Annotated in this window: 11 protein-coding genes and 1 pseudogene; 8 read left to right on the forward strand and 4 right to left on the reverse strand. The window is 66.6% G+C overall.

The features are described 5' to 3' along the window. Positions 1 to 203 (reverse strand): hypothetical protein (locus Q7A36_RS34855; RefSeq protein WP_305108411.1); only part of this gene is annotated, 203 nt, incomplete at its 3' end. A 13-nt stretch (positions 204 to 216) separates the two neighbouring features. Here Q7A36_RS34855 and Q7A36_RS34860 point away from each other — a divergent pair. The 6 genes and pseudogenes from Q7A36_RS34860 to Q7A36_RS34885 form a co-directional block, all read left to right on the forward strand. Next, positions 217 to 414, forward strand: coding sequence for a DDE-type integrase/transposase/recombinase (locus Q7A36_RS34860; protein WP_305108420.1), 198 nt, complete (start codon positions 217 to 219; stop codon positions 412 to 414). Between the two features lie 499 nt (positions 415 to 913). After that, positions 914 to 3418 carry a hypothetical protein gene (locus Q7A36_RS34865; protein WP_305108412.1) on the forward strand — a complete coding sequence of 835 codons (2505 nt, stop codon included), beginning with the start codon at positions 914 to 916 and terminating at the stop codon, positions 3416 to 3418. Then, positions 3415 to 3774 (forward strand): J domain-containing protein, encoded by a 360-nt coding sequence (locus tag Q7A36_RS34870; protein ID WP_305108413.1) that lies wholly within the window; start codon positions 3415 to 3417, stop codon positions 3772 to 3774. Before Q7A36_RS34865 ends, Q7A36_RS34870 begins: the two co-directional genes overlap by 4 nt. Further along, complete coding sequence (gene grpE, locus Q7A36_RS34875) at positions 3764 to 4438, forward strand: nucleotide exchange factor GrpE (RefSeq protein WP_305108414.1); 675 nt, start codon at positions 3764 to 3766, stop codon at positions 4436 to 4438. Before Q7A36_RS34870 ends, grpE begins: the two co-directional genes overlap by 11 nt. Next, on the forward strand, positions 4435 to 6168 hold the full coding sequence (locus Q7A36_RS34880; protein WP_305108415.1) for an Hsp70 family protein: 1734 nt from the start codon (positions 4435 to 4437) through the stop codon (positions 6166 to 6168). The genes grpE and Q7A36_RS34880 overlap by 4 nt, the downstream gene beginning before the upstream one ends. A 454-nt stretch (positions 6169 to 6622) precedes the next feature. Further along, positions 6623 to 6881, forward strand: a pseudogene (locus Q7A36_RS34885) (transposase); the annotation flags it as partial. A gap of 55 nt (positions 6882 to 6936) precedes the next feature. Here Q7A36_RS34885 and Q7A36_RS34890 read toward each other — a convergent pair. Beyond that, a complete protein-coding gene (locus Q7A36_RS34890) occupies positions 6937 to 8133 on the reverse strand; it encodes an IS256 family transposase (protein ID WP_305108416.1) in 1197 nt (398 codons plus the stop codon). A 179-nt stretch (positions 8134 to 8312) separates the two neighbouring features. After that, a complete protein-coding gene (locus Q7A36_RS34895) occupies positions 8313 to 9281 on the reverse strand; it encodes a sensor histidine kinase (protein WP_305108417.1) in 969 nt (322 codons plus the stop codon). Here Q7A36_RS34895 and Q7A36_RS34900 point away from each other — a divergent pair. Continuing rightward, positions 9254 to 9796, forward strand: coding sequence for a hypothetical protein (locus tag Q7A36_RS34900; protein ID WP_305108421.1), 543 nt, complete (start codon positions 9254 to 9256; stop codon positions 9794 to 9796). The two genes, Q7A36_RS34895 and Q7A36_RS34900, sit on opposite strands and share 28 nt — an antisense overlap. Here the strand turns inward: Q7A36_RS34900 and Q7A36_RS34905 are convergent. Then, entirely contained in the window at positions 9703 to 12873 is a 3171-nt protein-coding gene (locus tag Q7A36_RS34905; RefSeq protein WP_305108418.1) for a bifunctional diguanylate cyclase/phosphodiesterase, read from the reverse strand. The two genes, Q7A36_RS34900 and Q7A36_RS34905, sit on opposite strands and share 94 nt — an antisense overlap. 188 nt (positions 12874 to 13061) lie before the next feature. Between Q7A36_RS34905 and Q7A36_RS34910 the strand changes: the two genes are divergently transcribed. Continuing rightward, a partial coding sequence (locus Q7A36_RS34910) for an IS1595 family transposase (protein ID WP_305108419.1) occupies positions 13062 to 13678 on the forward strand: 617 nt, incomplete at its 3' end.

Here is a 13678-nt window from a genome sequence, read left to right on the forward strand (position 1 = left end):
GTCAGAAGGAACTCGCCGGGCTCTCCGCCGGCATTGACGACTTCTGCCAGCGAGTGCGCCAGGGCTTGGCGCGGGCAACCTTCGAGCAGCGACGGGCTTTGGTCGAGCTCCTGATTGACCGAGTGATCGTCATCGACGGCGAGGTAGAGATCCGATACGTAATACCAACGGACCGGGCCAGCGAGCAGGTCCGTTTTTGTCATTTGCGATTAGACTATCGAACAAGACCATCGGCGCGTTAAACGGCTGATCAGACCGGGGCTGGGCTTTGGCAGTTTCCACACTGCGCGACGAACACTGGCGGGCTACGAGGTGATGGCGATAGTGAGGAAGGGGCAGGTACGGAGGATTGGTGGACGCGACATGCGGGCGCAGGCGAGCTTCATCGCCGAGCTGTTCCAGGTCGCCGCCTGATCTGGCTCTTGTCGCGGCCATCCACGGCTCGTCGCAAACTTTGCAACACAACCCTCGCGCGCCTTGAGGACTTCGCGGCACGAGTACGCGATGGCCTTGATCGCGTCGACTGGCATGGCAGACGCGACCTCATCCGGACGCTTGTCCGTCGTATCGAAATCGATGGCAACCAAGTGGAGGTGGTGTTTCGCGTTCCTGCTCCGGGCGGCGACGGTCCACCGCCACCGCCACCGCCATCAGGGGGGCAGCCAATTCAGCAAGATTGTACAGCCGACGCTCCGGCAAACCCGGGGCGATTCACCTTGGCACATCGATGCCGTCGGGGGGCGTCCACACCATCAAAGTGGCGCAGCGCCACTCCAGGCCGCGCTCGCGGCCTGGAGTGGCGGAATCACGTCAGGGCGACTTCGTCAAGGGGCTGCTCGCCAACGTCTACGCGGCTTGACGGTGCTCTTGATACTTCCGATGAAAGGGCTGTGGCACCTGCCTCCACGGCGCGATGGAGCATGACGTATTGAGAAACTCGTCGCAGCGCAATCCGGTGCCGGCACAGATGCTTGAGGCTCGTTTGGCCCAGGCCACCGAAGCATTGCGACAGGAACGGTTTAAGGAGGCGGTGGAGCTCCTCAAGCAGGTGGTTCGACAGGAGCCGCGGCCCGAATGGCAGCAGCTGCTTGTCACGGCCTATCGAGGCCGCGCACGTGCCCTGGCGGCCAAGCGGATGTTCAAAGAAGCCGCCATTGTGCTGGAGAACACCGCATCCGCAGATGGGACGTTAGGGGACCCTCTCCTCTACCTGAAATGCCTGATCCACAACGGCCAGCACTCGAAAGCGGCGACGCACGCCCTCTTGTATGTCGGCCAACCCATGGCCGTGCCGGAGGACCAGCGCAGTGACCTCGAGGATCTGACGGCGGCACTGGTGATTGCGACGCCGCCGCATCCTGACCTCACTCGAACAGGCTCACCCGAACGCAATCGCTGGCTCGAACTCGCCGCCACCTCGCGCCAAGCGTTAGAGGCTTGGGCACATGGCGCCCCGGTTGAGGAGGTGGAGCGGCATTTGGGCCGGATCTCCTTGCGCTCGGCGTTTCGGCCAGTCCGGCTGCTGCTTAAAGTTCTATTGGGCGGACCACAGGAGGCAGATCGTTTACGGCAGCTGTTGCAGGGCATCGATCGGAGCTCGACCTTCGCCGGTCTGCGGGACGCTGCTGAGGCAGCGATCGGCGAGGAGATTGATGCCGAGACGTGGCAGCGGTTGACGCCGGCACAGCAGGCCTTTGTCGCAGAGCTACGCGGACTGTCTGGCCAGGCGGCGCAATTCCTGACCGCCTCGGCAGAGGCGGCACGCGGCGGGGCTGGACCGCTGTTTTCATTTCTTCTGAGACAGAGCAGCCTGCCGCAAACAGAGGTCCGGAGTGCCTGCCTCAACCTGCTGCCGCAGCTCCCTGACCGCTTGCCGCAGTTCGAGAAGACGTTCGGGCCTCTGACAGCTCTGGAGCGCCAGCGCGTCCAAGCCCTGGCAGCCGAGGCGCGCGGCGAGTGGCGCAAGGCCGCGATGTTTTGGAACAGAGCCGTCGAGGCAATCCGAGACGATGATCCGCGGGTAGGCCTGATGCGGGGCGTGATCCTGCGCCACCTTGCCGATCTTGCTACGAAGCACCTGGATATCGAGGGCGACCTCGAAGACCCCTGGGATGATCCGGCCACCACCTATCTGGAGCGCAGCTGCAAGGTAGACCCGGACCATGTCCCCGCCATCCTCGCTCTGATGGAGCGCTACCGATCAGAGGCGCGGGATAAGGACTGGCAGCGGCTGGCTGAAGAGGCGGTGCAGCGCTTCCCGGATAATAGATCTGTTCTGCAACAGGCGACCGAAGCTGCGGTGGCGCGCAAAGCATACCGGAAAGCCGCCGGATTTGCGCGACGATTGCTGGCTGTCGACCCGATTAATGCTGGCGTGCGCCGTCAGATGATCCGGCTGCAGATTGCGCACGCCCGCAAGCAGCTCCGCGCAAAGCGTCCTGACCTGGCCATCAAGGATCTTAGGACAGCAGCCGAGTGGGAGCGACCGGAAGCTCCGGATGCGCTGCTGCGCATTGCGCAGGGGTTGGCCGGGCTGCAGGGCGGCGAAGGACAGCCGGCCGAGGTGCGACTGCGCGACGGCGTGGCGCTCACTGGCGGCGGCGTGCCTGGCTGGTTCCGGGCAGTCCTCGAGGCCGAGCTGATGCGTGTTGACGGCGTGCATACCGGCAAGCTGCGCCAGGAGCTCGCTGCGGTGCGGGAAGCGCCGCCCTCCCGGGAGGACATCATGGCCGTGGTTGCAGACCTTGGGCAGCCCGAGGCTGGCGAGAACACGAAGGTGGTGGCCAGCTTGCTGCTGGGCCTCCGCGACTGGCTTGAGCGCGGCGCCAGGTTCGACTGGCGGTCAGACGAGTTCCAGGCCCTGGCCGAGGTCTTTGCTCGCTTCACCGCCTATGACCTGCTGGCAACCTATGCGCGGACCGCGCTGCGGCGTTCGCCTACCGACGCCACCGCACGCTTCTACCAGATCGTTGCGCGCACCCAGGGGCACGAGGCCCGACTGTCGATGGCAGAGGGGACTGAGCTGATGACGATGGCTGATGCCGCCGCCGCACGGAAAGAGTTCCATTTGGCCAGTCGCATCGAGCGGTTCCTGGGTGGGAGGCTGCAGGACCGGCCAGTCCGGCGGCGCCGGCGTAGCGAGCCGGCGGAAGCGTTTGGTGCAGAGGCGATTGCGATATTGGCCGAGACCATGATGCAGGACATGCCGAAAGGCGCAGCCGATGGCCTCCGCACCATGGTCAGGGAATTGGGGCAGGAGGCCGCCGTCATGCTTCTGGAAGAGCAGTTTCGTGACAACGACTTTGGGCCGCCGATGCCGGCGCCACTGTTGCGGGCGCTGGCCGAGATGGTGGTGGCGCGCACAATGGCTGGCGCTACGGCATCGCGGAGCCGCCCCCAGCATCGCGGGCGCGCATGAGCAGCGATCCCTTCAGCGTGCTCGGCGTGACCGAGGACACGAGTGACGCGGAGATCCGTCGTCGTTACCTGGCGCTGGTGCGTGAGCATTCGCCCGATCGTGCACCAGAAGAGTTCCAAAAGTTCCGTGCCGCCTACGAGGCACTCAGCGACGAACGCAAGCGGCTCGCGGCAACGCTGCTGCAAACCAATGAAGCAGCTTTGACAAGACTTCGCTTGGCGGCCCTGCAGACCGTACCGTCAACCCTTGCGCGTGCTTCGGTCAAGACGACCCGGGCGGTCGTGACCGATGGGGTGCAGCGTGCCGTCGCGGATCAGAACCTTTTTACAGAGGATCGGGATCACGGTGGACGATAGCCTCAGGCGGGCGCTGCTTGAGCGCTTTAGTGCGTGGCTTGACGCGGCAGAGGTTGGGTCGGCGCCGATTGCGGAACAACAACAGACTGCTGATCTCTTCTCATTGTTCGTCGAAATTGCCGGGCTGCGGACCGAAGTGCGAACCGAGGCGCGGCTGGTCAAGGAAGCGTTGGACCAGTTCCGCAGTGCCTTCGACACCCTGCAGGCAAGCCATGTCACGCTGCAGCGTGAGTTGGACCGAACCCACGAGGAGGCACGAGAGGCGCGGCGCGCCGCGTTGCGACCGCTGCTGCTCGACGTCATCGATCTTCGGGACCGCCTCGGTGCGGCTCAGGCGATGTCAGGCGACCAGCCGCCCCGCTGGCCTGAACGGCTGTGGCGTCGGCGGATCGTGCACGGAGAGGCTTGGCAGGAAGGTCTGCGCCTTACCTTGCAACGCCTGGACCAGGTCTTGCGGGACCGCGGCGTCGAGGCGATGCAGTCGCTCGGTCAGCCGATGGACCCGCGGCTTGCTCGGGCCGTCGGTACCGTGCCGGATCGCAAGGTGCCGGAGGGCACCGTGGTCGAGGAGGTACGCACGGGCTTCTTCTGGGAGGGCACAGTGCTACGCACCGCTGAGGTCATCGTGAGCCGGCCCACGGCAAACGAGGAGACAGCGTCATGACGGAGGAGATCGTAGGCATCGATCTCGGCACCACGAACTCGGAAATCGCGGTCTATCGCGACGGTCGACCGGCGGTGCTTGGTGACGAGCAGGGAAGGCTCATCCTTCCCTCGGTAGTCGGCCTTTCCGAGAGTGGCGAGTTGCTGGTCGGGGAGGCGGCGCGCAACCAGTTCCTGCTGTATCCCGAGCGGACGATCCGCTCGATCAAGCGGCGCATGGGAAGCGAGGAACGGGTTCGGCTGGGCGAGCGTGAGTATACGCCGCAGGAAGTCTCAGCCATCATCCTGTCTCGGCTCAAGGAAATCGCCGAGCAGCGGCTCGACCGGCCAGTCCGTCGGGCGGTGATCACGGTTCCCGCATACTTCTCTGACGCCCAACGGCAGGCAACGCGCGACGCGGGTGAGATTGCCGGATTGGAGGTGGCGCGCATCATAAACGAGCCTACCGCAGCGGCGCTGGCCTACGAGGCAGGACAGCATCAAGGCAAGCGCATCCTTGTTTACGATCTCGGTGGCGGGACCTTCGACGTCTCGGTCGTGCGGATTGAGGAGGGTGTGGTGGAGGTGATCTCCAGCCACGGCAACAACCACCTCGGCGGCGACGACTTTGATCACAAGCTCGTTGAGCATGTGCTTGAGCACCTCAAGCTCAAGCATGACGTGGACGTCTCCGATCAGCCGCGAGCGATGGCGCGCATTCAGCGCAGTGCGGAGGAGGCCAAGAAACGACTGTCCGACCACGCCTTTACCCGGATCACCGAGGAATATATTGCCGAGCGGAGCGGGACGCCGGTTCACCTCGACCTGGAGCTGAGCCGATCCGATTATGAGGACATGATCACGCCGTTCATCGAGGAGACGCTCGGCGCGGTGCACATTGCGCTCGAAGCAGCCGGGCTGGCCTCGTCGCAAGTGGACGAGATCCTACTCGTCGGCGGAGCGACCCGCACGCCGTTGGTGCGGAGGCGACTTGCCGAGGTGTTCGCCATGGATCCCCGGGGCGAGGTTGATCCTGATCTGTGCGTGGCGATGGGAGCGGCAATTCAGGGCGCCGCCATGACCGGGACTGACGTTTCCGCAGTTCTGGTGGATGTCACGCCCTACACCTTCGGTACCAGTGCGCTGGGTGATTTGGATGGTGAACTCTATCCCTACACGTTTGTGCCCATCGTAGCCAAGAATACGCCCATCCCGGTACGGCGCAGCGAGGTATTCTTCACGGTCAGCGATCAGCAACAAACCGTCGAACTGCGGATTTTCCAGGGCGAAAACCGAGACGCGCTGGAGAACATACAGATCGGTGAGTTCCAGGTTACCGGCCTCAGCAAGGCACCCGCGGGCAATCCTGTTATCGTCGAGCTCGCACTCGACCGCGATGGTATTCTGCAGGTTGCGGCGCGCGAGAAGATCACCGGCCTTGAACGCCGGATCACGATCAACAATGCAATATCGCGCTATGACGACGCCCAGCTCGAGGCGGCCAGGCAGAAAGTCGGCGCGCTGTTTGGTGAGCAGACAACGTCTCGCGAGAGCGCTGCGCCGTCCGATGCCGAACTTGAGTCCCTGCTGGCCAAGGCGCGAGCGAAGCTGGACGAGGCGGGCGAGGAGGACCGGACCGAAATCATCGACCTGATCGAGGCGATCCATGTCGCCCGCAGCAATGGTGATACGGCCGCCCTGGAGACCGCGCGAGGTCAACTGCAGGATTTGCTGTTTTATCTTGAGACCTGAGCGATGGAGCGATGCCCGCTATGCCGTGCCATGCTGCACGGTGCCGATACGTGCCGACGCTGTCGGGCAGAGCTGCATTCGGCGCAGCGCGTGATGCGCGAAAGCCGGACATTGGTCGGGGCAGCGATCAAGCGATTGGTGGAGGATGATACTGAGACCGCCGTGCGTTTGTTGCGACGCGCTCTGATGTTGCAGGAAACACCAGAAGCGCGGCGCTTGTGGCAGCTTGCGCGCTCGAAAGCTCGAAGCACTGATATCGAACTTCCTTGAGGGTCGCGTCGCAAAGTTCGCGACCGCCGTAATTACTCACGTTCCCTGACCACGCGCAGGGCGTCCACAGATGTTGCAGCAATCGCCGGGTCGAGCGGCGTGGGGTAGGGTGACCTGGGGGCGAGCCCTCGATGGGAGGGGACCTACCAAGCCGTTCAAGGCCAATGCGGATCGCCGGCACCACATTCCGGCCCAGCAGCACCGGGTCAAGAACTGGGCTGAGTACGACGCCGGCCTTCTGGCTCGCGGCAGCCTCACCGTCTGGTTCACGGCTGAGGCGATCGAGGCGTGGCGCGCGGCGCCGCGCACCACCCGCGGCGGGCAACCCTGCTACTCGGACCTGGCCATCAACCGCCCTGACCCTGCGCGCGGTCTTCCGTCTTCCCCTGCGTCAGACCGAGGGGTTGATCAGCTCCGTCCTGCAGCTGCTTGACCTCGTTCTGGATCATGTCCCTGGGCGTGGTGTAGCAGCGTCGATCCCCGGCTGGTCCGAGGAGGTCAGGCCGCCACGCCTGGCAGACTGACGCGAGGAGCGTCGCTGATTGCTGCTAGGCTTTCAATGCTCATGTAGCGGCGACCGACAGCCCACTCGTCATTCTGCTCCAACATGAGGGCACCAGCGAGCCTGACGATCGCCGCGGCGTTCGGGAATATGCCGACCACGTCCGTGCGGCGCTTGATCTCGCCGTTGAGCCGCTCGAGCGGGTTGGTGCTGGCAATCTGCGCCCAGTGCTCCTTGGGAAAGGCCGTGTAGGCCAGCACGTCGTCGCGCGCGTCGTCCATCAGCTCAGCCAGCTTCGGCGCCCGCTCTCGCAGCGCGTCGGCGACGCTGTTCCACTGCGCGTGGGCGTCGGCCGCGGTCTCCTGGGCGAAGATGGTCTTCAGCATGGCGACGACCGCCGGGCGCTGCTTGGCTGGCACGTGGGCCAGGGCCGACCTCATCCAATGCACCCGACACCTCTGGAGGGTGGCGTGGAACACCTTGCTGGCCGCGGCGCGCAGGCCCTTGTGGTCATCGGCAATCACCAGCTTGACCCCGCGCAGGCCGCGGTCGGCCAGCGAGCGCAGGAACCCCTTCCAGAACACCTCCGCCTCGGACGCGCCCGTGGCCACGCCGAGCACCTCGCGCCGGCCATCGGTGTTCACGCCCACAGCGATTATTGTCGCCGTTGAGACAACGCGCCCTCCCTCGCGCCCCTTCACGTAGGTGGCGTCAATCCAGAGATATGGCCACTCGCCCTCGATCGGGCGCGTCAGGAAGGCGTTCACCCGGCCGTCGATCTCCTCGATCAGGCGGCTCACCTCGCTCTTGGAGATGCCCGCCCCGCCCATCGCCTTGACCAGGTCGTCCACCGCCCGGGTGGAGACACCGTGGATGTAGGCCTCCTGAATGACCGCGGTCAGCGCCTTCTCCGCCGTCCGCCGAGGCTCCAGGAAGGACGGAAAGTAGGAGCCCCGGCGCAGCCGCGGGATCGCCAGCTCGATCCGCCCCGCCCTGGTCTCCCAGGCCCGCTCACGGTAGCCGTTGCGCTGCACCTGCCGGCCCGGATCCCGCACCCCGTGTGCCGCCCCGGTACAGGCCTGCACCTCGAGCTCCATCATCCGCCCAGCGGCGAAATGCAGCATCTCGCGCACCAGGTCGGTATCCGCACCCTTCTCGATCAGCTCCAGCAGCGCCATCTTCTCGTCGGTCATCGTCGTCTCCGTGCTCAGGGTTCTTGGTCGCACTCGAACCATAGCCGGAGATCGACGGTGGCCACCCCCCCTCCGCGGGCGGCCCGCTGTGGATAAGTGGCCGGCCTGCGCTGACCCTTGATGGTCGCTCCGGCCGGCCACTTACCCCCAGCTCTGCTACACCACGCCCAGGGACATGATCAGGTCCACCGGTGCGGCAGCCCCTCGGGCACCACCTCTGCCGTGGCGGCCAGCACAAGAATGCCGCCCCGGGGCATGGCGTCGCGCGCGTTTTCGGCGAGCGCCCGCAGCACCGCCCCGAGCTGAGCCCTGTCCGCCAGCACCGGGGACAGGTCCTCCGGTGCGTCAACGCGCACCTCGACCGCCCCGCTGCCTCGGAGCAGGATCTCGCGCGTCTCCGCGAGCGCGGCGGCGGCGTCCACCGGCTCGGAGAACAGGACGGCGCGTCCAGCCACAGAGAGGAGCGGCCGGGTCACCGCCGCGCCGCGATCCATGGCCTCGAGCGCGGTGTCAAGCAGCCGGCGAGCCCTGGCCGGATCGCCCTCGAGGCGCCGGGCCGCGAGGCGGACGCCGCCACTGGCCGCGTGCAGGACATTGTTGATGTCGTGCGCCACGCCGCCCGCGAGCCGACCCAGCGCTTCCAGCCGCCGCGCTCTCGACCGCTCGGTCAGCTCCCCCTCCCGCAGGGCGACCTCCTGGCCCACCCGGGCGTCCAGGTCACGCTCCAGCTCGCGCAACGCAACCTCGTCGGTGGCCAGGTGCGCCAGATCGCGCAGCGCGTCCGCTTCGTCGGCGGCCCATTCGCGTGGCGCTGTGTCGATGGCGCAGAGCGCGCCGATAGCGTGCCCGTCGCGGGAGGAGATCGGCATGCCGAGATAGGCAACGACGCCGAGGTCGGCGATGGCATGGTTGTCGCGGACCACGGGGTGCGCCCGCGCATCTCTTAATTGCTCACCTCCCCTCTGGACGTCGAGCGCTTCGAGAGGCTGGCTGAGAGGGGAACTGCAATGAGATCTGGGGTTGCGCTGAGACTCCAGTCGTGAGTCAAGCTGCTTGTGGCCCCATCCTGGCCGAGGCGCTGGCGGCCCGGGTTGCCGAGCTGGAGGCGGAGAACGCGGCCTTGCGGGAGACGCTGCAGGCGCCGCCAAAGACGCCGACCAACTCTGGCACGCCGCCCTCGCAGGGGCGCAAGGCGAATGGTGACGGCAAGCCCAGCCCCAAGACCAGGGTGCACGCCGGCGCGCATCGGCCGCTGCACCCCAATCCGACGCGCTGCGAAGCGATCCGGATGGAGCACTGCCCGCACTGCCGCGCCGACCTGGGGGAGGTGGAGCAGGTGGCAGTGCAGACCTACGACCGTGTCGAGATCCCCGAGATTGCCCCGGATGTGACGCGGGTGGTCCTGCACGGCGGCGTCTGCCCCTGCTGCGCCGGGCGCTTCAAGGCAGCCGCCCCGGCCGGGTTGGAGCCGGGCTCGCCCTTCGGCCCCAACCTGCGCGCCTTCGTGCTCTACGGCTTTCTCGAAATGTGGCAGCGCCCTCTGACTTGCGGAGGCGCGGTTCGCGCTCATCAGGCTCCTTCTGGTTCAAGGCGCGCAGCTCGATCCAACTGCTTCAGGAGATTGGGTATCTCGCCAGCAGGTCTCGGCTTGCTGAAAAGGTAACCCTGGGCCTCGCGGCAGCCCTTGCGATGCAGCGCCTCGAACTGCGCCTCGGTCTCCACCCCTTCGGCCGTGGTGGTCATGTCCAGCCCGAGGCAGAGGTCGGTCACTGCGCCGACGATGGCGTCGCTCTGGCGCGACTGCTCCAACCCACGGATGAAGCTGCGGTCAATCTTGACCTTGTCGAAGGGAAAGCGCTGGAGGTAGCTGAGCGAGCTGTAGCCGGTGCCGAAATCATCCATGGCAACTCGCACACCCAAGGCCTTCAGCCGGTGCAGGGTGGCGAGCGTCGCCTCGGTGTCTTGCAGCATCACCGTCTCGGTGATCTCAAGCTCGAGCCGGGCGGGGGTGAGGCCGGACAGCTCGAGGGCGGAGGTGACCGCGTCCACCAGGCCACGGCTGGCAAACTGGGCCGGCGAGAGGTTGACTGCCACCTTCGGCGTCCCGGGCCAAGTAGCGGCCTTCCGGCAGGCCTCGGCGAGGACCCACTCGCCGAGCGGGACGATGAGGCCGATCTCCTCGGCGAGTGGGATAAAGGCGTCGGGTGGCACCAGGCCACGCTCGGGGTGGCGCCAGCGGATCAGCGCCTCGAGGCCGCTGACCCGACGCGAGGCGACGTCGACGATGGGCTGGTAGAACAGCTCGAACTCGCCCATGGCGAGCGCCCGGCGCAGGTCGATCTCGAGAGCGCGGCGCAGCTGCATGCGGGCGTCCATCTCGGGCTCGAAGAAGCGCCAGCGTCCACGTCCCTCGGCCTTGGCGCGGTAGAGTGCGAGGTCGGCGTTCTTCAGCAACGCGTCGGCGTCCTCGCCGTCGCCGGGCACCATGGCAATGCCGATGCTGGTGCCGACCACGACCTGGTGACCGTCGAGCTCGAAGGGCGTGCTGAGCGTCTCGACCAGGCGCTTGGCCAGCGCGGTCGCGGCAGTCGGCTGCTCCGCGTCGATCTGGACAATGGCGAACTCGTCGCCGCCGAGGCGGGCGACAGTGTCAGTCTCGCGCACGCTGTCCAGCAGCCGGGCGGTCACTGCCTTGAGCAGTGCATCGCCGATGGGGTGGCCGAGGGTGTCGTTGACTTCTTTGAAGTGGTCGAGGTCGAGGCAGAGCAGGGCGCAGTTGGCGCCGCGGCGCGTGCGGGCGAGGGCCTCGTCCAGACGCTGGCGGAACAGGGTGCGGTTGGGCAGGCCGGTCAGGGCATCGTAGTGAGCCATGTGAGCGATGCGCACCTCGGCCTCACGCCGCTCGGTGACGTCAATGACGACACCTACTGCCGAGATGGCTATCCCGTCGGCATCGTAGTCAAAGCGTGCGCGCGCCTCGAAATGCCGCAGACAGCCGGCCGCCGAGTGCTGGACGCGGTACTCGAGGTCGGTTTCCGAGGCGCGGTCGGCGATGGACCGCTCGATCTGCAGCCGAAGCCGCTCCCGGTCCTCGGACACGACGGCGGCGAACCACGCCTCGTCGGACATGGGGTCCTGACTGGTGGGAAGGCCGTACAGCGCCCGCGCCTCCGGGCTCGCATGGACCAGGCCGCTAATCAGGTCGTGCCGGAAGCTGCCGATGCGGCCGATCTCGAGGCCGAGCCGTGTCAGTGCCTCGGCTTCGCGGCTGGCGGTGACGTCGATCACCACGCCGACTGAACTGAGCGGCCGCCCCGCGGCATCGTATTCGTAGCGTACGCGTGCCTCGATGTGCCGAACCTTGCCGTCAGCTGGATGCCGGAAACGGTACTGAAAGCAGAGCTCGGGTTCTCGCCTTGCCAGGGCACCGGCAACCTCGTCGACGATCCGCTCCCGATCCTCCCGCAGCATCAGGCCGAACAGCACCTTGATGGAAATCGGCGCGTCCCCCTCCGGGAGACCGTGCAAGGCGCGCGTCTCGGGCCCGCACTGAATGACTCCGCCCGCGGTGAGGTCGCGCGTGTAGATGCCGACGTCGCCTGCCTCAAGGCTCATCCGCAGCATCGCTTCGCTGGCGCGCAGTCTCGCTTCGCGGTCGGCCAGAGCCTCGGCCGCCTTCTCACGCTCAGCCGCGACTGCGAGCCTTGCCTCGGCCTCGGCCTGCGAGGCCAACAGGCGCTGGACGGCGCGGCGCTGCCGATCATGCCGCTGCAGCAGCAGCACGGTCCCGAGGATCAGCATTTCGAGAAGCAGCACGGCCGAGCCGAGCCGCTTGGCCTCGCGGCGCCAGGGCACGAGGATATCGTCCACGGCCCGCGTCGTCACGATAGCCAGGGGATAGTGCTGCAGAGCCCGCACGCCCTTCAGCCGCAACCGACCGTCCACGAAACTCGGCTCGATGACGGCCCCATCCTGGGCGGACGGCAGGACGCGCTGGAAAATGGCTCCTGCTGCCACTGACGCGCCGATCTCCTTCCCCGCCCGCGGGTAGCGGGCGAGCCGGATGCCGTCACGGTGGGTCAGGGAGACCGAGCTGTCCGGGCCGAGGGCGAGATTGGCGAAGATTCGCTCAAAGTAGTCGAGGTCGATGGCGGCGGCGACGACGCCGAGGAAGCGGCCGTCCGGGGCGTTGATCCGGCGGGAGAGATAAATGTTCCACTGGCCATCGACCTGAGCCCGCCACGGGACGCTCAGCATGCTCTCGCGCCGGGGGGCGTCCCGGAGAGCATCGAAGAAATCCCGCCCGGACGAGTTGAGGTCCGGTGCGGGCCATCGGAGGGACGTGGCTGCGGTCCTGCCCGTTGCGTTGGTGATGAGCAGCCGCCGGACCCGTGGCAGCGATGCTATGCGCGCGCGCAGGGTGTCGTGGGTCTCGCGTGACGCCATCCGTTTGGCGAACGCCTCAGGGGTGTCGATCCCCTCGGCCCGGATCCAGTCCAACACCCCGATCTCGAGCTGCTCGACCGAGCGAAAGCCATCTTCCACCCAGTTGGCGAGCGTCAGGGAAAGATTGCGCACCTCGCGCTCGGCGTCCCGTAAGGCCGCCTCTCGTTGTTGCAGGAGATAGGCGCCTGCGCTGACCGCGAGAGCCAAGCCGAGCGCGACACCGAAGACCCCCCGCCAGACCGAAGCGTGGAAACGGGACGCGAACTGCAGCACCGGGGCGGGCAAGGAACGCATGGAAGCACCGTGGAAAACGGGCGAACTTGCCCGATCTCGTTATCGCTTTCCCGGTTCCATCTCGGCAATCGACGCGGTGCCTCTGCGCACTCGGGCCATGCGAAATTCAGTCCTGATTACGCGGCTTCCTCAGCTGGCTTCGGGGTGATACAAACCAAGAACAGTGATGCGCTTACAAGGGAGTAGCCGTGGCTCGCAACTCAGTGCAGTTCCAGAAGGGGCTCAGCGAAGCCGAGTTCGAGCGTCAGTACGGTACCGAACAGGCCTGCCGCGACGCGCTGTTCCGCTGGCGCTGGCCTGAGGGCTTCGAGTGTCCCGCCTGCGGCGAGCGGCGACACAGCGCCATCAAGTCGCGCCAGCTGTTCCAATGCAGCGCCTGCCGACGGCAGACTTCGCTGACGGCCGGCACCATCTTCGCCGCCACCAAGGTGACGCTGCGGACTTGGTTCCGGGCGATCTACCACGTGACCCACACCAAGCAGGGCATCTCCAGCATCGAACTCGGCCGCCGCCTCGGCGTGACCCAGACCACTGCCTGGACCATCAAGCACAAGCTCGGGCAGGTGATGCTGGAGCGCGATGCCAAGCGGCAGCTCACGGGCCGGGTTGAACTCGACGACGCCTATCTCGGCGGCGAGCGCTCGGGCGGCAAGCGCGGCCGTGGCTCGCCCGGCAAGACGCCCTTCCTCGCTGCGGTCGAGACCACGCCAGAGGGCAAGCCGGTGCGGCTGAAGCTGTGCCGGGTGCCGAGCTTCTGCAGCCGCGCCGTCGAGGACTTCGCCAAGCGCGGCCTGGAGCGGACCTG

Origin of the sequence: Paracraurococcus lichenis, from assembly GCF_030657435.1 — a bacterium.
Taxonomy (GTDB): Bacteria; Pseudomonadota; Alphaproteobacteria; order Acetobacterales; family Acetobacteraceae; genus Paracraurococcus; species Paracraurococcus lichenis.

Bases quoted from the DNA above. Each gene is read 5' to 3' on its own strand.
- Q7A36_RS34905 (WP_305108418.1), bottom strand. From the start codon at position 12,873: ATGCGTTCCTTGCCCGCCCCGGTGCTGCAGTTCGCGTCCCGTTTCCAC.
- Q7A36_RS34890 (WP_305108416.1), bottom strand. From the start codon at position 8,133: ATGACCGACGAGAAGATGGCGCTGCTGGAGCTGATCGAGAAGGGTGCG.
- Q7A36_RS34880 (WP_305108415.1), top strand. From the start codon at position 4,435: ATGACGGAGGAGATCGTAGGCATCGATCTCGGCACCACGAACTCGGAA.
- Q7A36_RS34870 (WP_305108413.1), top strand. From the start codon at position 3,415: ATGAGCAGCGATCCCTTCAGCGTGCTCGGCGTGACCGAGGACACGAGT.
- Q7A36_RS34865 (WP_305108412.1), top strand. From the start codon at position 914: ATGGAGCATGACGTATTGAGAAACTCGTCGCAGCGCAATCCGGTGCCG.